The organism is Bacteroides sp. 3_2_5 (assembly GCF_000159855.2).
Taxonomy (GTDB): Bacteria; Bacteroidota; Bacteroidia; order Bacteroidales; family Bacteroidaceae; genus Bacteroides; species Bacteroides fragilis.
Genome location: NZ_JH636045.1, coordinates 478,075 through 497,710, shown reverse-complemented (window position 1 = coordinate 497,710; position 19,636 = coordinate 478,075). Strand labels below are relative to the sequence as shown.

The following is a 19,636-nucleotide window of genomic DNA, read 5'->3' as shown; positions in this document are numbered from 1 at the left end:
TCTCTTTTCTTATTCTTGTTGTTCCTCTACATCCTCTTTTCCGCCCTCTTTACAATATTTGCTGGGGCTCACTTTGAAATGTTTCTTAAACACTTCCCGGAAGTATTTGACATCGTTGAATCCCGTCAGTTCGGATATTTCGGTGACAGAGTGCTGACCGGTCTTTAATAATGCCGCCGCCCGTTTCAGGCGGATTAATCTGATATAGTCAGCAGGGGCCTGATCGGTCAGTGCTTTCAGTTTATTATAGAAACTTGTGCGGCTCATGTTCAACAGATTGCAGAGTACATCTACATTGAATGCCGGATTGTCTATGTTCTCTTCAACACTCTTCTTGACCGTAGCGATGAATTTCCAATCGAGATCTGTAGCACAGTTTGGAGATACCTCCTCTTCCTCGCTGACTTCAAGATTGGCATACTTGCTTTTCAATAATGCACGGTTTGTCAGCAAGTTAGCAATAGTTGCTTTCAAGATACCAATGTTGAATGGTTTCACGATATATTCGTCTGCTCCTATTTTCAGCCCTTCCAGGATATTCTTTTCGTCATTCAGTGCTGTAAGCAGGATGATGGGGATGTGCGAGGTTTCGATATCGTTTTTAATGGCGGCGCACAACTCGTCTCCCCGCATTTCCGGCATCATGATATCCGAAATAATCAGTTCGGGCATGTACTCTTTTACGATCGTCAGTGCTTCCTTACCGTTGGAACATGTCTGAATGGTGTAATTATCCGATAATGTATGAGTCAGATAATTCCGCAGTTCATCATTGTCCTCAACGATCAACAGGCGTTGCAGGTTCTGGTCGTGTTGCTTTTTCGCCTTTTCATAAATCTCGGCCGGAGACACGTGTGGCACTTGCTCTGTGCTGAGTTCACGGGTACGGGTTGCCAGGTGTGCTTTATGAAAGTGCTTACTGTCCTTCGGAAAACTTACTTTGATAGACGATCCCTGATGTTCCACGCTGCTCAGATTGATTTTACCTTTGTGCAGATGAACCAGTTTCCATACAAGCATGAGTCCGATACCACTTCCGGTTACTTTAGAGTTGATCGCATTGCTACCCCGGAAATGTATTTTAAATAACTTCTTCTGCTCATTGGCAGGTATTCCGATACCTGTATCGTTTACCTCTACATTCCAACTGTCATTGGTCTCCGAAGCATAAATATGTACGCTACCGTTCTCCGGTGTATATTTCAAGGCATTCGAGATGATATTTTTCAGGATTGAATCCATCTTCTCTTTGTCAATCCATACATTCAGGTAACGGAAATTGCTTTCGTAGGTGAAGTTAATATGCTTCACGCTTGCGTATGGACGGAATGCGTTGAAAGTCTCCGTCAGATAGGTATTCAGTTCATATTCCGAAATATAAAGTTCTGACGAATATACGTCTGCCCGTTCAAAGTTGATCAGGTTGGTGGTCAGACGCAGTAGGGCATTTACATTTCGCAGTGCCGTATTCATGTTGCTGATGCCATCTTTTGTTAACGCTTCCCGTTCGCGTATCTCTTCGAGCGGTGCCTTGATCAATGTCAGCGGAGTACGGATGTCATGCGCCGTGTTGATGAAGAAATGGATTTTCTCGTCCGATACTTTTCTTTGTTTTCTCAAAATAATGATGCGGAGAGTAATGATGGCAATTACTGCCAGTACGATCGCATAGACCAGCATGGCCCAGAAACTGAGCCAAATGGGTTGGGCAATACTGATTTTCATGGTACGTTCTTCGAGTACGATACGTTTATCTTCGTTAGAGACCGCACGGATATGAAGGGTATACTCTCCCGGACTCAGATTGGTGAAACGGATGATGTTTTCATTTCCGGGACGGCTCCACTGGTCGTAAAATCCTTCCAGCTTCCATGAATATAGAATATTCGACGGATAATCGTAGTTGATGGAGGACACTTTCAGCGAAAAGATATTTTGGCTATAACTGAGTTCCAGTTCTTTGGTATCATCGATATCCGTACTTAACGGGGAGTTTTCGTCACCGGGGTAGACCGTTTGATAAAAAATTGTCAGATCACTGAGTACCATTTTAGAACTGTACTTCCTGGGTATCTTCATCTCCTTGTTAAACTCGATGGCACCGTCTGAGCTGCCGAATATAAAGTTACCGTTTTTACGCAATGTACCTGAGCCGGCATTGAAATGGCTGGCCATTAGTCCTTGATCTTTGGTCCAGTTATGGAACAATTTTTCTGCCGGATAATAACTGCTGAGCCCATTTTCGGTACTCATGATAATGTCATCGTCGGTATCCGAAAGAATGGTATATATGTTATTGGAAATCAACGCGCAGTTGTCTCTGTGGTAGTGGGTGAAAGTTCTCTTTTCTGGGTCGTATATCAATAATCCGGAGCCACTTGTTCCGATGTAAAGAAGCCCGTTCCGTGCTTGGTACAGAGAATAAATATACATTGATTCTACAGGAAGTTCGATACGTTGGTACTTACCGGATTCTTTCTCTAATAAGTAGAGTCCTGTGGCCGTACCTATCCACATCTGCTTACTGTCTTTTTCCAGGATGGAAGTTATCGAGTTCAGCTTGGGGTATAAGCGAAGAGTCTTTTTATGAAAATCGATGCGTTTCAGGTTGTAGTAGCCTCCCGACCAGATGTCTCCATCAGCTGTTTTTATGATCGAACGGATGTACTTATCCGGCCGGATGTTGACTCCATACAGTGAAGATGGAGTGATATACTCGACAGATAAGGTCCGTTTGTTTATTTGATAGATGCCCGAACTATATCCGGCAGCCCAGATAATTCCCGGCTCTACCTCGCATAGTGTAACGAATATGTGATTCTTGTTGCCTCCGTTCTTTTCAAAAGAACTCATGAACGAATGCCATACTCCGGTTTCGGAATTGTAATAACTGATTCCGTTATTGGTGGCATACCACAAATCTCTTTCACTGTCCTCAATAATAGAATTTACCTGGTCGTTAATAAGTGATTGTTTGTTACCGATAGAATGTTTTATCCAGTTATAGCTTGAATGGCGGTTATTGCGTACCGTGATACCGATTGGATAATTGGCGAGCCAGATACGTTGTTCATCGTCTACGTAAAAGTCAGAGATGTTGTTACCGTTCATTTCATTGTACTGGTTGTAATCGGCAACGATATAAGGGGTGGTCAGATAAGAGTTTATGTTTATCTTATACACTCCAGCACCGTCTGTAGCGACAAGCAGTTCTTTATTATTCAACGGCTTTATTCGCGTGATGCTGACGTCGGTCAGGCTCATATGGGGCTGAGTGCTTTGTTTGGTATTCATGTCATAGACATAAATACCGCGTTCAAACGTCCCGATGAATAGTTTACGTGAGGGACGGTGGAAATAAAGTTCATTGATTTGTATCGGAAGATTATCCAGTTTGTCGCAAGGAAGCAAATGTAGCCCTTGATTCTTCAACTCCGCATGATGGATACCTTGTTCCGTACCGATAAAGAAGTGAGTATCGTCTATCTGTTCGATATCAGTGATGTCTTCTCCGATTTCGTTCTTGATCTGGAGGGTCTGTAGTGTATGGGTATTATATAAATAGAGAGTCTCCTCGTTACACAGCCAGATGTTGTTATTCCGATCGATGAAGCTGTAACTGATGGGAGCGGGGCGGTCTTTGATTTTCTCTTCTGGTAGTTTGTAGACCAGCGTGAACTGATCTCGTAACGGGTCGTAACGAAACACTTTTCCTTTCTTTCCTATTTCCCACAAGGTGCTCTCGTGGTCCAGATATAGCCAATTCAAGTTAAGCAGTGAATTGAGTTCTTCACCGTCATCCATTAATTTATATCGTTTGAACTCTTTGCCATCATATCTGTCCACACCTTCGTGGGTCAGAAACCACATATAACCCTTTTTATCTTTTTGGATGTAATATACCCTCCGGTTGCTTAACCCATCCTCTACACCGATATATTTGTAAGTTTGTGCAGAGACCATAAGAGGCAATAAGAGCAGAAGAAAAAGAATTTTTTTCATACAAGCTGGAATCCTTTAATGATTTTTCTTTCGGGGGGCGAATGATTTTACAAAATTAATAAAAAGAGTGGAGAAGTGCAAACTTTAGGAAAGGATTTGTTACGGTTGACGAATGACAAAAAAGGGCGAACCTATCTGTAGGTCCGCCCTTTATCATCATTATTTATCTTATTATTTTTTCTTTTCTTCTACCCACTTACGTGCATTAACGAAGGCTTCGATCCAAGGAGTTACCTGGTCGTTGTGTACACGGTCGGCAGGATAACAGGCATTTTGCCACGGGAAGATAGCACGTTCCAGGTGAGGCATCATGGCCAGATGGCGTCCGTCTGCACTGGCCAGAGCGGCTATTGAATAATCCGATCCGTTCGGATTGCCCGGGTATTCATCATAAGAGTATTTAGCAACTACGTTGTATTGGTCTTCATCGTATGGCAGAGAGAATTTTCCTTCTCCGTGTGCTACCCAAATACCCAGTTTGCTGCCACTCAGTGAACCGAACATGACACTACGGTTAGTCGGGATGGTGACACCGACGAAAGTCGATTCGAACTTATGTGATTCGTTGTGCAACATCTTTCCTTTCTTCTCGTGTTCCGGATTTACCAATCCCAGTTCCATCATCAACTGACAACCGTTACAGATACCTAATGACAGGGTGTCTTCGCGGGCATAGAATTTATCAAGAGCCTCTTTTGCTTTCGGGTTGAACAGGAATCCTCCGGCCCATCCTTTGGCAGAACCCAACACGTCCGAGTTGGAGAAACCGCCGCAATAAACAATCATATTTACATCTTCCAGTGTCTCACGTCCGCTGATAAGGTCGGTCATGGTCACGTCTTTTACATCGAAACCTGCCAAATAGAGTGAGTAAGCCATTTCGCGCTCACCGTTGGTTCCTTTCTCGCGGATGATGGCGGCACGTATACCGCTCGGTGTGCGACGTTCGGGAGTGATGCCATACTGTGAAAGTTTTCCTTTGAATCCCGGCATGAACGCAAATTCGAGCGGTTGCATCTTGTAGTTCTCAAAACGCTTCTTAGCACATCCGTTCATTGACTGTTTACGGTCGAGCAGGTAAGAAGAAGAATACCATACATCACGCATATAGTCAATGCCGAACTGATAAGTAGCACCCTCTTTGTTTACCAAGATATGGCGTTCGTCTGTCGGTTTACCCAATTTAATGAAACCGACACCTGCATCTTCAAGGATTTTCTTCACTTCGTCCTTATGCTTGTCGCTGATCTGAATAACGATACCCGGATTTTCGGCGAACAGAATCTTCACGATATCTGTCTCTTTCATTTTATCAAGGCTGATTTCCAGACCGCCTTCTACGTTGGCAAAGCACATTTCGAGCAGAGTCGTGATCAGACCACCAGCTGAGATGTCGTGTCCGGCAAGGATCAGTCCTTTATTTACCAACTCTTGTACTGCCAGAAAAGCATCACGGAAGTATTCGGCATCCTGTACACAAGGTACTTCGCTACCGACTTTACCCAATGACTGTGCGAAAGCCGAACCGCCCAGTTTGAGGTTGTCGAAACTGAAGTCGATATGGTAAAGTGTGGTTTTTGCATCGTTGACGAGTACCGGAGAGACCACTTTCTTTATGTCCGAGACTTCACCGCCTGCTGATACGATAACTGTTCCGGGAGAAACAACTTTTTCTCCGTTCGGATATTTCTGGGTCATGGACAAAGAGTCCTTTCCGGTAGGTACATTGATCTGAAGTGCACAGCAGAAGTCACTTAAGGCTTTTACAGCTGTGTAGAGGCGTGCGTCTTCTCCTTCCTGTGAGCGGCATGGCCACATCCAGTTGGCGGAGAGTGATACACTGTCCAAACCTTCGGCCAGCGGAGCCCATACCAAATTGGTCAGTGCTTCGGATACAGAAAGAATAGAACCTGCCGCCGGATCGGCCAATGCAGCCTGAGGGGCATGTCCGATAGAAGTAGCGATACCTTTTTCGCCACGATAATCCAATGCTACTACTCCACAATCGCTCAATGGCAATTGAATCTCGCCCTGACATTGCTGACGGGCTACTTTACCGGTAACGGAACGGTCTACTTTATTGGTCAGCCAGTCTTTACAAGCTACTGCTTCCAATTGCAACACCTGAGTCAGGTATTCGTGAAGTTTAGATGTTTCATATTCCGGCATTGTATAGTGACGTTCTACGGTTTTGTCTATCATGTAGGTCTTGGGAGAAGAACCGAACATCTGGTCCACAGCCAAATCGAACGGACGCACACCGTCCGCTTGCTGGAACGCAAAACGATGGTCGCCGGTTGTTTCGCCTACTACATACATCGGAGCGCGTTCACGTTCGGCAATTTGGCGTACGTGTTCAATGGCTTCCTCTTTAATAAGGAGTCCCATGCGCTCCTGACTTTCGTTTGCTATAATTTCTTTAGCCGACAGCGTTTTGTCGCCGATAGGCAATTTGCTCATATCGATCAGGCCGCCACATTCTTCTACCAACTCAGACAGACAGTTGACGTGTCCGGCCGAACCGTGGTCATGAATCGATACCACCGGATTTTCATCCTCTTCGCAAAGAGCACGAACCACGTTGTTGGCACGTTTCTGCATTTCTGCATTGGCACGTTGTACGGCATTCAGCTCGATTCCGCTGCTGTAGCGACCTGTATCAACCGATGAAACAGAACCACCGCCCAATCCGATGCGGTAATTGTCGCCACCGATGACCACTACTTTGTTGCCGGCTTCCGGCTGTCCTTTTAAACAGTCGCGTTGTGTGCCGTAACCTACACCACCGGCAAGCATGATCACTTTGTCGTAGGCATAAGTTTCGTTGTTTTCTGTATGTTCAAAAGTTAGTACCGAACCACAGATCAGCGGTTGGCCAAACTTGTTGCCGAAGTCACTTGCTCCGTTGGATGCCTTGATCAGGATCTGTTCCGGAGTCTGATACAACCATTTGCGTACCGGCAAGATGTCTTCCCATTCGCGTCCTTCTTCGGTGCGCGGGTAAGAAGTCATGTAAACAGCAGTTCCGGCAATGGGCCATGAACCTTTACCTCCTCCCATACGGTCGCGGATTTCACCACCGGTACCGGTAGATGCGCCGTTGAAAGGTTCTACGGTAGTAGGGAAGTTGTGAGTTTCCGCTTTTAGTGAAATAACACTCTTGATGTCCTTTATCCGGAAGAAGTCGGGCTTAGAGTGATCTGCCGGAGCGAATTGTTCGACTACCGGACCTTCGGCAAAAGCCACATTATCTTTATAGGCCGAGATAATTTTATTGGGGTTCTCCTGAGTCGTCTTTTTGATCATCTGAAAGAGAGAAGACTCCTGTTCTACGCCATCGATGATAAACGTTCCGCCAAAGATTTTGTGACGGCAATGCTCCGAGTTGATTTGTGCGAATCCGAATACTTCAGAATCAGTCAGGCGACGTCCTAAATCAGATTCTACCTTTTTCAGGTAGTCCATTTCTTCTTTTGACAGGGCAAGGCCTTCTTTTTCATTGTAGGCTTCCAGATCGTCGATATAAATAATAGCTTCCGGCTGGCGGTTGGTAGTGAATACATTTTGGTTAAGACCTTTGTACATGCGTTGCAGCATGGGATCATGGTCTGCATTTTCATCTTTTACGGGGAAATATTCCTCGATGCGGCTGATGCCGTCGAGTCCCATGTTCTGGGTTATTTCTACTGCGTTGGTACTCCATGGAGTAATCATCTCACGTCGTGGCCCGACGAAGCAGCCTTGCAGGTTTTCTTCACTTTCCGGCATGGCTTCACCAAAAAGCCAGCAGAGTTTGTTGTTGTCGTTCGCGTTAAGTTCGTGGTTGCTCTCTACGGCAATCACGCTCTTAGAAGGGGTTCTGAAAAAAAGAATCATGTGTGTATATACGATTTTGTTTTCTTTGCGTGCAAAGATAAGCAAATTCGTTGGTGGTGAGAAGGAAATACTATAAAAAAACTTCAGCCTACCACGGGTCAAGGGGGGAATGACCGGGTAGGCTGAAAAACAAATCAAACAAATACCTATGTGAAAACAGGAAATAGTCTGTCTGATAGCTTATCCTATTACTTTCGATGTATCATAATATTTGAACCAGTTTTCATTGAAGTCCGGACTGCTTGGATCCGAATGGTTCGGTTCGGTGATCCAACTCCTGAACTTGCTGTAGACCTGCATGATGTCTATCTTCTCGATGGGATGCGGGATGGCGACAGGAATTTTTATACCCCACACAAAGTTGTCAGTACTGCAATATTTAATATCGGTACGCATATTGCCGCCTGCCTCGCCGGCGTATGAATTTGTCATCGTCAACACACGCGGTTAAAAGAAGCGTGATTCCCAGTAGGGTGTACATCATCCAATGCGTAGCTTTCATTCTTTTCGTGTTTAGAATTAGTCATTCATTCTGTTTGTGACAGCAAATATACGATAAAAGTTGTATATTATACCCTTTTTGTATTATATTTTATATAAAATATTGATTGTCTATATTGGAATGTGGATAAAATGAACAACTTTTTCTCCTTTGATTGGATGGAACAGAGCCTTCCTATACAACAAACAGAGGCTCAATTCACCCGGAATTGAGCCTCTGTTTGTATAGAATGAAGCTTCTGTTTATTCGCTGATGACCTTGCGGTATTCCGCTACTGCCATTTTTTCCGCCAGATAAGCGTTGATCAGGCTGGTGTGTGCCTGTGTCCACGAAAGCTGCGCCGACAGTACATCGACCATACTTGCCTTTCCTTCATTATAAGAGAAGGTGATCAGGTCCAGGTTTTCCTCAGCCAGTTCTTTGTTTTCCTCAGCTGTCTTTACCTGCTCTTCCGTCTCTTTGAGCTTGGTCAGTGCGGCTGCCAGTTCCTGGTTGATCTGGTCTACTACGTAACTTTGCTGTAGTTTTTGGATACCTGTGTAAGCCTTCTGCTGCCGGTTGGTCTTGAATCTTGCTCCCCAGCGCAATACGGGGATATTTACGCTCATTCCCACAATGGGAGTAAACTTCACGTCATATCCCATATTGGGAGAGGCTGTTGCCCATCCGCCGGTGACGTACATGCTTACTTGCGGATTGTATTGGCTCAAGGCTGCTTTTCGTTGGGCTTCGCTCTTCTGTATGTTGACTTCTGTGCTGGCGAAATCGGCCCGGCGTTGCAGCACATCATCCAATGGAAGCAAGGTGACAGGCGGGCATACGACACCGATGGCGCAAAGGCTGTCTACAGGTGCGTTAGGCTCTTCTCCCATCAGGATATTAAGCTTTTGCAAAGCCAGCGTATAGTTCTGGCGTGCATTGATGTATTGAAGTTCGGCCTCTTTGCGGCGTGTCGAAATCATCAACAGGTCTGTGCGGCTGATAGCACCGTCTTTGAAGCGATCCTGGATGATTTCATATTGTTTTTCAACGATCTCCTGATATTGGGCCGAAGCATTGAGCATGGCACGGGCCGAAGAAGCATTCCAATAGAAGGCATCGCTCTGGTAGTGGATTTGGTCACGTGTCAGTTCTTCGCTCAGCTGGTCGAGTTTTTCGTCGGCTTTGGCTATGCGGTTCTGGGCCTGCAGGGCACCTCCGGTATATAGTGGCTGCGACACGACGAATATGCCTTGGTACGTGTGATTACGATATTGTCCGGCCGGTCCGTCCCATGAATCCATCTCTTTCAGGTTCAGTGTTCCTTCGGCAGAGATGTCCACTTTGGGCAGAAATCCCGTAAAGGCTATTTTCCGTGCGTCCGTGCTTGCCATCGATTTCAGATGTTGCTGTTTCAGCACCTGGCTATAGGCTTCCACACGTTCACGGTATGTCTCACGGCTCAGATGCGGGACTTGTGCCTGCACTTGCGCACAGAGTCCCAATGCAAATAGAAGTATAAGTTTATTCTTCATCATATACTTTTAGATTTTTAATTCGTTTCTTTATCCCTTAATCCTGTGAATGGCGCAATAGGCTACCGGAAGCACGAACAGGGTCAGTGCCGAAGCTACGAGCAGTCCGCCCATGATGGTAGCCGCCATTCCGCCGAACATGGCGTCGAACAGCAACGGAAGCATACCCAGGATTGTTGTACCCGAAGCCATGGCTACCGGCACGATACGGCTGATCGTTGCTTTGATCACCGCTTTGCGCGGATCGAGTCCCGATTGATTTTCGATGTCGATCTGGTCTACCAGTACAATGGCGTTTTTGATATTCATACCGATCAGTCCCAACAAGCCGAGAATGGCGAAGAAATCGAACGATTTGCCCAACAGCAGTAATCCCAATACGATGCCGATGAATATCAGTGGAAGCATCAGCAGGATGACTGTCGGCTTGCGATACGTCTTGAACAACAGCAGCAGGGTGGTAAACATCAGGAAGAAGGTCAGCGGCAGATTCTTTGCCAAAGCTTCGTTCGATTCCACCTGACTCTCCTGTTCACCAAAGTATTTCAAGGTGTAGCCTTCCGGAATCTTGATTTCCTTCTGTACCTGAGACCATATCTGGTTGAAAGCTGCGATGGCGTTCACTCCCCGTCGCGGGTCACATTGCGCCATCATCACCAACTGCCGGTTATAGTCTTTCACGTTTGAGAAGCGATATCGGAAATCGAATTCCGACACCACCTGTTCCAGACTGGTGGTCTCGGGACCATTGCCGAATACGGGCAGTGTGCGCAGGTCGTTAATGCGGAAGGAATCTGCCACGCTATTGCCTTTCAATAAGATAGGCAGTACCTGGTCTCCCTGGCGGAATTCACCCAATGTCATACCGTTCGTCCCGATCTGGATGCTTTGTGCCATGCCCTGACGGGATACTCCCAACGGCTGTGCCCGTTCCGGACTGTAAATTGGTTTCCAGATAGGAATTTTGTTTCCCCAGGAGTTACGTATATTAATAAGGTCGGGATTCCGGTGCATGATTTCCAATGCCTGGTTGGTCAGTGCTACCAACGTATCCACATTGGGACCGATGAAGCCGATTTCGATGGCCGCGTCCACAGCCGGTGACAGCTTGAACAGGCTGGTACGGGTGATGGCATTCGGGAAGTTGGCCTTCATGTATACATCGAACTTCTCTTCATATTCCTTGGTATACTTGCTGTCGTTCAGTTCTACCAGTACGTTGGCAAAATTCGGTTTCGGACCGACTGAGGTCGATGCCAGATAGTAACGCAACGGAGTGCTTCCGAAGGTGATCGATACTTTCTTCACTTCCGGCAGTTTCAGCAAGTGAGCTTCTACTTTTTTCATTTCCCGGGCCACATCGTTTACTCCATATCCGTCCGGATAGAACACGTCGGCACGGAAGTAAGGCTTGTCCAGAGACGGGAAGAAGTTTTGCGGCATCATTCCCATTACTACCAGAGAGACGACAAAGAGTACGATCATCGACCCCAGCGTCACGATTTTCCGCCGAATCAAAACGCTCAGTATTTTTTCGAACTTGTGATAGAACGGTTTGTCATACGGATCTTTGCCGGCATTCTTTGCTTTGGATTTGAGGATGAAGTTTCCGAATACGGTGGTCTGCGTCAGTGCCAGTACCCAACTTAACCCCAGCGAAATGGCCAGTACGACAAAGAGCGGCTTCACGATCTCGGCTACCGACGAAGGTGCCAGATAGAGCGGCAGGAACGAACAGATGGCAATGAATGTGGCGCCCAGCAGTCCCCATTGCGGGCCGGTGGCTCCGTCAATCAATGCTTTCCGGCGGTCCACACCGCGGGCGATGGCTATTTGGGCGTTGTCCGTCACCACGATGGCATTGTCCACCAGCATACCCATGGCAATGATAAATCCCGCAAGTGACGTTCGGTTGAGTCCTACCCCCATGAATGACATGATAAGCAGTGTGCCTCCGATGGAGAAAACCAGCGAAGTGCCGATCAATACTCCGGCGCGCATTCCCATCACCAGCATGATGATGACAATAACGATCAGTATGGATTCTATCAGGTTGATGATAAATCCGTTATTGGCCTCTTTGGCTATGACGTTTTCGAGATAAAGACTCTCCAGATTCAGTCCTACGGGCATCAGGGGGAGGAGTTCGGCCAGTTTCTTGTCTACCATTTCTCCCGTCAGTACCACGTCTCGTTGCGGGTCGGTCGATACACCGATACCGATGGCGCGTTTACCGTTGACACGCATGATGGTGCTCGGTGGGTCCATGTATCCTTTCTCTATCACAGCGATGTCTCCCAGTTTTACCTGTCCGGCCCGGGTGGTGATGACCTGGTTCCGGATGTCGTCCACTGTGGTGTACATGCCGTTGGCCACCACGCGTAGCTGTTGCTCGCCGGCTGTAATCTCTCCGGTGTTGATAATCTGGTTTTGCGATTGCAACAGGCCGGCCAGTTGTTTGGGATCGATGCCCATACCCGCCAGCTTGTTCACGGAGATGGAGATGTTTACCACTTCGGTCTGTGTGCCGAAGAGTGCTACTTTCATTACTCCGTCGGCAGTGACTACCTGTGTCTTGATGCGTTCGGCCCAGTTTCTCATTTCTTCATAACTAAATCCGTCGTCGGCCGTCAGTCCATAATAAATACCGAACACATCGCCGAAGTCGTCCGAAACCGTCGGTACCGAAGAGCCGCTGGGTAACTGTGGCTGTATGTTAAGTACCTTGCGTCGCAGTTCATCCCATTTCTGAGGGATGGAAGAGGCGGGTAGCGAAGGGAGCAATTCGAATGTGATTTTGGAAATGCCATACATGGATTCGGACTTGATTTTGTATACTCCGCTCATACTTTGTATCTCGCGGGAGATGGGTTCGGTGATCAGCCGTTCCACTTCGGCAGGCTCGGCACCGGGATAGCGCGTCATGATGACGGCCGATTTGATGACAAAAGGAGCGTCTTCCTTCTTTCCCAGTTTGCCGAAGGAGAAGACTCCTCCGATCAGCAATACAGCCAGAAAGAAGTAGATTACTTTGGTATTGTCTAATGAATATTTGGCTAAATTCATGATTGTATATGGTTTTGAGTGCACCACAGATTACACGGATTTTCACAGATTAATGATTTATATTATTGATAATAAGATTAAAAAATTTGTGTTAATCCGTGTAATCTGTGGTGAAATTAATTATTGCGTTGAACGGGCACTCTTATTTCAGTTCCTTTACCGTTTCACCTTCTACCAGTTGTGTCACACCGGCTGTCACCACAGTCTCGCCTGCTTTCAATCCTTTTGAAATGAAAGCCTGTGCATCTCCCATAGGAGAGTAAACGGTTACTTCACGACGGTTCACTTGGTTTCCGTTCAATACCCATACGTAGGTTTTGTTACCTTCGCTTTCACCGAATATCGCGCTCAGCGGCACCACCGTCATGCTTTCTTCCAGGAACGGGCCTACATCGGCAGAGAAGCGGATGCTGCACGTAAAGCCCGGTTTTACTTCGTACAGGGCATGGTCGAAAGCCGGATCGTCGATCGTGATGGTCACCGGGATACCGGTACCGTCTGTCGATATGTCGAGATACTCCTCCAGTTTGGCGTTGAAAATGTGCCCGCGGTAGGTGTCGAATTCTACGCGGAAACGTTGATCTTTGGAGCGGAGCAGGTAAAGGTAAGCGTCGGGGATAGTGAATTTGATGCGTAGTTTTTTGGTGTTCACCAGCTGTACAATGCCTTCTCCCGAGTTCACGCGTTGGTAATTTTCTACTAACCGCTTCTCGATCGAGCCGTCAAAAGGAGCCGTCAGTCTGGTGTCCCGCATATTATTGCTTGAAAGTTCGTAGGCCGACTTTTTTTGTTGGAAGGTCGATACGCTGATTTCATATTCCTGTACCGAGATGGCTTGCCGTGCCAGCAATCGTTTGTTACGCTCCACTTGTGCGGCGGCGGTTTCGTAAGCCGATTTGTCTGCCGCGTATTGCAAAGCCAGATCACGCGGGTCGATAGCGGCAATCAGTTGTCCTTTTTTGACCCTTTGGCCTTCTACGACTGGCAGGTTAATGATCTGTCCGCTCACGCGGAAGGCCAGTTTCACATAGTCCACAGCCTCTACAATGCCCGAGAAGTCTTTTCTGATTTCCGACCGGGACTCTACCCTGGCCGTCTTTACGGGGCGTACTGTTGTCACACTGTCTTCTTTCTTTTGTCCGCAAGCCGTCAGTAGAATGAGGGCTGCGAGGATACATCCATAGTTTTTTTTCATATTTCCCATTGATTATACGCTAAGTGTTTTTTGTTCCTTTCACCACAGATTCACAGAGAGTTCCACAGAGTGGAAACAATAGAAAAGAAACTCTGTATGGTGTTGTGGCGAACTCCTTTAGTTCGTTTTAAAGTAATTAATAGTCTGTTTAGTCACATTTTGAGGGCGCAAAGATATAAAACTAAAAAACCAAAAACAGTTTTCCGGTTTGTATATTTCATATTATTAACGAAATATTGATTTACCGAAGAGAGCATAAGAAGGTGTAATTTTCCTTACCTGTTTGAAAATCAAAGAAGTATATCTTTTTGCCTTTATGTTCCTTTGAGTCCTGCCATAGAACTCCCTGCCTTAATTTTGTTTCGGTACAATCAAATCTTTACCCTTTTTCAGGTTATAAACAACTTCGGAGATGCGTATGTTCAATTCATATCCCTCTAAAAGAGAGATTTTTATCTCTTGTTTTCCGACTTTCATCTGTAAGGTGCAGTTGCGGAAATTTACTTTGAAAGTATAGCTGTCCCATGCTTCGGGAATGATGGGAGTGAAGTCGAGTTGTCCGTCCAGTATTTTCATTCCGGCGAATCCGCGTACAATGATTTGCCAACTTCCGGCCATACTGGTGACGTGCAGGCCTTGGTGCACCTCGTTGTTGTAGTCGTCCAGATCCAGGCGTGTGGAATGCAGGAAGAGACGGTAAGCTTCTTCCGTATCTCCTATCCATGCAGCCAGAATGGCATGCACGAAAGGCGAAAGAGAAGATTCGTGTACGGTGCGGGGTTCGTAAAACCGGAAGTTGCGACGGATGGTTTCCCGGTCGAAATGTTCATAATAGAGGAAAAGTCCCAACAGCACATCGCTTTGCTTGATGTAGCACGAGCGCAGAATCCGGTCCCATGACCAGTGTTGGTTGATCGGCCGTTCGTTGACGGGAATATCGTTTACCGTACCCAGTACTTTGTCCGGATAGCCGTCGTCTTGCACAAAGATACCGCGTTCTTTGTCTTCGGGCAGATACATTTTCTCGATGATCTCCTTCCATCGCGCCGTCTCTTCGGCATGCCGGAACTCGGTTGAGCGGCGTATCCGGTTGTACTCTTCCGGATATTCATGCGCCACCATCTCCAGGCATTCGATGGTGCTTTGCAGGCACTGCACGCAAGAGTAGTTGGTGTACCAGTTGTTATTTACATTGTTCTCGTATTCATTGGGTCCGGTTACCCCGAGCAGCACATACTTCTGTCGGGCTTCCGAGAAAGAGACTCGCTGGCTCCAGAAACGGCTGATGGCGATCATCACTTCCAGACCGTAGTAGGCGATATATTCTTTGTTGCCTGTTACCCTCGAAAATTGCATGATGGCATACACGATGATGTTGTTGCGGTGTATCTCTTCGAATGTGATTTCCCATTCGTTGTGGCACTCTTCTCCATGGATAGTCACCATCGGATAGAGGGCGGCTCCACCGCCGAATCCCAGTTTGCGTGCGTTTTCGATGGCTTTGGGCAGTTGGTTGTAACGGTATAGCAAAAGTTTCCGTGATATTTCTCTCGGGGTCGATAACAGGAAGTAGGGCACGCAGCACAGTTCGGTGTTCCATTGTGTATTTCCGCCATACTTCTCACCGGTAAATCCTTTGGGGCTGATGTTCAGGCGCGCGTCGTCTCCCCGGTAGCTTTGGTTCAGCTGGAAGATGTTGAAACGGATGCCCTGTTGCGCTGCCGGGTCTCCCTCGATCATCACATCACTTTCCTCCCAGATTTCTTCCCATTGCTGTTTGTGCGCGCCGACCAGTGCTTCCCAACCCTGCTCTTTGGCGGCTTGCGCTTCGTCCACCGCATACTCCACCAACTCCTGACGGTCGCATTGCAGAGAGGAGAGGATGGCAACATATTTTTCCAGAGTCACCCGGTTTTACATCGGCACCGGCGCTGAATCCTGTCAATTTCTCCTTTTCTATTTTGATGGGACTGATATGGGTGGGTTTGCTGTTTTTATAAAACTGGTAAGTCATGCCCAGGCAGATTTGTGAATCCTCATGCTTGGTTTGCACCCAGAGGTAGGCGTACTCGTTAGTGGCTTCGGCCCGCAGGATGTTCCACATTTTTTCGTCGAAATTAGAGTTCTCGTGCTTTACGTCGCCGTTCAGGAAGGGTACCAGGGAGATTTTACCTTCGTAGTTCACCGACGTCACACTGTACTTTATCAGACAAAGATTTTGGTTTGCCAGGCTGTTGATATGCTCTACGTGTACTTCCAGCGTGTGGCCTTTGGGCGAGGTCACCCGAAAGTCGCGGTAAGAGATTCCCTCGCGCATGTCGAGTCGTCGTCTGTATGCTTCTACATCCCAATGGGCCAGGTCCAGCTCCTCATCGATCAGTCTCAGGTAAATGCCGCTCCAGTCCGGTGCGTTGGGGACGCGCGAGAAGAAACGGGGATATCCGTTTTTCCACCATCCCACCCGGGTTCGGTCCAGGAAGGTGATGCCTGCCACGTACGAGCCTTGCAGGCTGTCACTGCTATAGGTTTCTTCAAAATTTCCCCGCTGTCCGAACCGGCCGTTTCCGAGGCTGAATATGCTTTCCGAAGCGCGCATGTTATCGGGGTGAAAACCCTCTTCTATGATGTTCCATTCGTCTACCTTGAGGAATTGTTTCATGGCTTTTTAAGATTGAGTCGGTTGTTTACGGCACCCAAGATACAAAAAAAGTCCGTGCTGACAGTGGATAACAGATAAAACTCTGCGTTCTTTTTATCTTTCGTGCTATTTTATGGTACGAATGGTGGGAGATGATTCCGGATCAGCGACAGGTGGGGCGATTTATTTTGTCATGAAGGTATTCTTTTATCTCTTGCCGACGGAGGTTGCGTTGGTTTAAAATCAAGTAGCCTTTGGTTTAAAAGAGAGGGTACTTTGATTTTAAACCAATACCCCCTCTCTTTTAAACTCAAAAGTCATTCGCGCTATAGCTGCTTATGGAGCACTTTTTATCTTTCCGCAGTATACTTTTACGCTTCGTGATGCGCCATCGTCTCTTTGATGAAATATACACAAACGGCGCCTGCAATCAGCAGTACGCCTGCCAGCACCAGCATGTTCACCTGATGCCCCCCGACGAGGTGGAGCAATCCTCCTCCGACAAGGGCGGCGGCGATTTGCGGTACACAGATGGTTCCGTTGAACAGTCCCAGGTAAGCCCCCATGTTTTTGCCCGAAACCGAATTGGTCAGGATAGTGAACGGCATGGCAAGCATGGCGGCCCAGGCACAGCCGATCAGCAGATAAGAGATGAACAGCAGATATTCGTTGTGGAAGAATAGGGTGGATATGAAACCGATGCCACCCAGTACGAGGCTCAAAGCATAGGCCTGTTTGCGGGCCTTGAACAATGGCAATATCACAGCCCAGATGACTGATCCGATGGCCTGCACGGCGAACAGCACGCCTACCCAGTTGCCCGCTTCCTGATAGCCGGCGCTTTGGACGTCCGTAGTGCCCCACACCGTGGCGGCAATGGCACCGTTGGTGTAGGTCCACATGTACATGAAAGCGGCCCAGCAGAAAAACTGTACCAGCCCTACCGTCCAAAACACTTTGGGAGCATGCTTCAGCAGGGAGATAAAGTCGGCTTTTTCCTTCTTTTCGTCCGCCGTGATACCATGGAACTCTTCAAACTCTTTGGGAGGCATCTCTTTCACTTTTACCGTGGTATAGATGACGCATAGAATCAGGATGGCGGCGCCGATGTAGAACGAGTAAATTACCGAATCGGGCACCGTGCCCTTGTCCGCCGTGTTGCTGATCCCGATAAATGTGAAGATGAATGGGAAAAGATAGCCCATCAGGCTACCCGCATTGCACAGGAAACTCTGAATGGAGTAGGCCAGCCCTTTCTGTTTCTCGTTCACCATGTCACCCACCAGCATCTTGAAAGGCTGCATCGCCATATTGATGGAAGTATCGAGAAACATCAACGCTACCAGTCCGAAGATCATGGCCGTGCCGACTGCCATACCGAAACTTCCCGCATTAGGCAGTAGGCACATCACCCATACCGCCAGCAGCGAACCCGCAAAAAGGTAGGGGATGCGTCGTCCGAAACGGGTCCATGTCTTGTCGCTGGCAGCTCCGATGATCGGTTGTACAATGATTCCCGCCAGCGGAGGGAGTATCCAAAAATAGCTCAGGCTGTGCGGGTCGGCGCCCAGCGTGGCGAATATACGGCTGATGTTGGCGCTTTGAAGGGCATAGGCTATCTGCACGCCGAAAAAACCGAAGCTGATATTCCACAGCTTCCAAAAACTTAAGTCAGGCTTTACTTTCATGGTGTATTTATTAAGTAGATTTATTTCGTCGTTCCCCGTACCACTAAGTTGGTACGCACGATTTTATTACCGCTTTTTCCTTCATCGTTCCCTTCCAGTTTGTCTATCAGCAGCCTGATGGTGCTTTTGCCCACCTCTTCGCCATGTTGCTCCACTGTGGTCAGCTTCGGATCTGTGCTTTGGGCGATGGCGCCGTCGGTGAATCCGCAGATGGACACTTCGTCGGGCACTTTCCGTCCGGTCAGTTTGCACGAGTAGAGGATGCCCGAAGCTGTTTCGTCATTGATGGCGAAGAAGCCGTCCGGATGATCCGGCCTTTCGAGCAGGGCGGGAGTGATGGCAATCGCTTTTTCGCGGCTGTCACATAACTTTATCATGCTTTGGTCCACCGGAATCCGATACTTTTTCATCGCGTCCATATAACCGTTCCGCCGGTTTTTCGATATTTCGAGGTGGGGAGCGGCGCTATAAAAGAAGATGCGCTTGCAGCCCGTCTGTATCATATACTCCACGGCGGCAAACGAGCCGGCGTAATCGTCTACCACCACCCGTTCGGTGTTGATACCGGTACAGATGCGATCGTAGAAAACGATAGGAATATTGTTGTCCAGCAATTCCTGGTAATGGTCATATCGGGATGTGTCTTTGGCGAGCGAAGTGATGACTCCGCAAACCCGTGCGGCGAGGAAGGAGTGAACGATTTTTACCTCCCGCTCGTACTCCTCGTTGCTTTGCGCCACCAGGATGTTGTAGCCCGCTTCCGCCGCCGTTCTCTCAATGCCGCTCAGCACACACGAAAAGAAGTGGTGAACTAACTGGGGGATGATGACCCCGATGGTGTTCGAACGGCTGGTGCGCAGGTTCAGTGCCAGTACGTTGGGCTTATAATTATGTTCGCGCGCGTACTTATGTATAGCATCCCTCGTCTCCTGGCTGATGTCCGGATTGTCCTTCAGTGCTCTCGATACGGTGGAGGGCGATACCCCCAGTTCGCGGGCAATGTCTTTGATGGTGATTTGCGGTTTACTCATGGTACATATTGGTTTTCAGCCAAAGGTAAATGAATTTATATAAAGACAAAACCAATGTATATATGGATTTGTTTAATATGTCACAAAAATAGTGTAAAGGAGACTGAAAAGTTCAGTGATAGTA

General features: G+C 47.6%; 8 protein-coding genes and 1 pseudogene. All 9 read right to left on the bottom strand.

Annotated features, from left to right (window positions below; all coding sequences use genetic code 11):
- Nucleotides 1-9: 9 nt before the first annotated feature.
- Complete coding sequence (locus BSHG_RS02885; protein ID WP_005802805.1) at nt 10-4,002, bottom strand: response regulator; 3,993 nt, start codon at nt 4,000-4,002, stop codon at nt 10-12.
- A gap of 171 nt (nt 4,003-4,173) precedes the next feature.
- The gene (gene purL / locus BSHG_RS02890; RefSeq protein ID WP_005814911.1) at nt 4,174-7,878 is read right to left on the bottom strand and encodes a phosphoribosylformylglycinamidine synthase; all 3,705 of its coding nucleotides are present in this window, start codon (nt 7,876-7,878) and stop codon (nt 4,174-4,176) included.
- A 180-nt stretch (nt 7,879-8,058) separates the two neighbouring features.
- A complete protein-coding gene (locus tag BSHG_RS02895) occupies nt 8,059-8,310 on the bottom strand; it encodes a DUF4842 domain-containing protein (RefSeq protein ID WP_005798912.1) in 252 nt (83 codons plus the stop codon).
- Between the two features lie 312 nt (nt 8,311-8,622).
- Nucleotides 8,623-9,897, bottom strand: a complete 1,275-nt coding sequence (locus BSHG_RS02900; protein ID WP_005789589.1) for a TolC family protein — start codon at nt 9,895-9,897, stop codon at nt 8,623-8,625.
- A gap of 27 nt (nt 9,898-9,924) precedes the next feature.
- The gene (locus BSHG_RS02905) at nt 9,925-12,960 is read right to left on the bottom strand and encodes an efflux RND transporter permease subunit (RefSeq protein ID WP_008661179.1); all 3,036 of its coding nucleotides are present in this window, start codon (nt 12,958-12,960) and stop codon (nt 9,925-9,927) included.
- Nucleotides 12,961-13,102: 142 nt separating this feature from the next.
- The gene (locus BSHG_RS02910) at nt 13,103-14,155 is read right to left on the bottom strand and encodes an efflux RND transporter periplasmic adaptor subunit (RefSeq protein ID WP_005789585.1); all 1,053 of its coding nucleotides are present in this window, start codon (nt 14,153-14,155) and stop codon (nt 13,103-13,105) included.
- A gap of 351 nt (nt 14,156-14,506) precedes the next feature.
- Nucleotides 14,507-16,814: pseudogene (locus BSHG_RS0220705) on the bottom strand (family 65 glycosyl hydrolase domain-containing protein).
- Nucleotides 16,815-17,164: 350 nt separating this feature from the next.
- Nucleotides 17,165-18,481 carry an MFS transporter gene (locus BSHG_RS02915; protein ID WP_005798908.1) on the bottom strand — a complete coding sequence of 439 codons (1,317 nt, stop codon included), beginning with the start codon at nt 18,479-18,481 and terminating at the stop codon, nt 17,165-17,167.
- 20 nt (nt 18,482-18,501) lie between these two features.
- Entirely contained in the window at nt 18,502-19,512 is a 1,011-nt protein-coding gene (locus BSHG_RS02920; RefSeq protein WP_005789577.1) for a LacI family DNA-binding transcriptional regulator, read from the bottom strand.
- Between the last annotated feature and the right edge of the window lie 124 nt (nt 19,513-19,636).

Excerpts from the sequence above, each read along its gene's own strand:
- BSHG_RS02895 (WP_005798912.1), bottom strand. The coding sequence starts at position 8,310 with ATGACAAATTCATACGCCGGCGAGGCAGGCGGCAATATGCGTACCGAT.
- BSHG_RS02915 (WP_005798908.1), bottom strand. The coding sequence starts at position 18,481 with ATGAAAGTAAAGCCTGACTTAAGTTTTTGGAAGCTGTGGAATATCAGC.
- purL (WP_005814911.1), bottom strand. The coding sequence starts at position 7,878 with ATGATTCTTTTTTTCAGAACCCCTTCTAAGAGCGTGATTGCCGTAGAG.
- BSHG_RS02905 (WP_008661179.1), bottom strand. The coding sequence starts at position 12,960 with ATGAATTTAGCCAAATATTCATTAGACAATACCAAAGTAATCTACTTC.
- BSHG_RS02885 (WP_005802805.1), bottom strand. The coding sequence starts at position 4,002 with ATGAAAAAAATTCTTTTTCTTCTGCTCTTATTGCCTCTTATGGTCTCT.
- BSHG_RS02910 (WP_005789585.1), bottom strand. The coding sequence starts at position 14,155 with ATGAAAAAAAACTATGGATGTATCCTCGCAGCCCTCATTCTACTGACG.
- BSHG_RS02920 (WP_005789577.1), bottom strand. The coding sequence starts at position 19,512 with ATGAGTAAACCGCAAATCACCATCAAAGACATTGCCCGCGAACTGGGG.
- BSHG_RS02900 (WP_005789589.1), bottom strand. The coding sequence starts at position 9,897 with ATGATGAAGAATAAACTTATACTTCTATTTGCATTGGGACTCTGTGCG.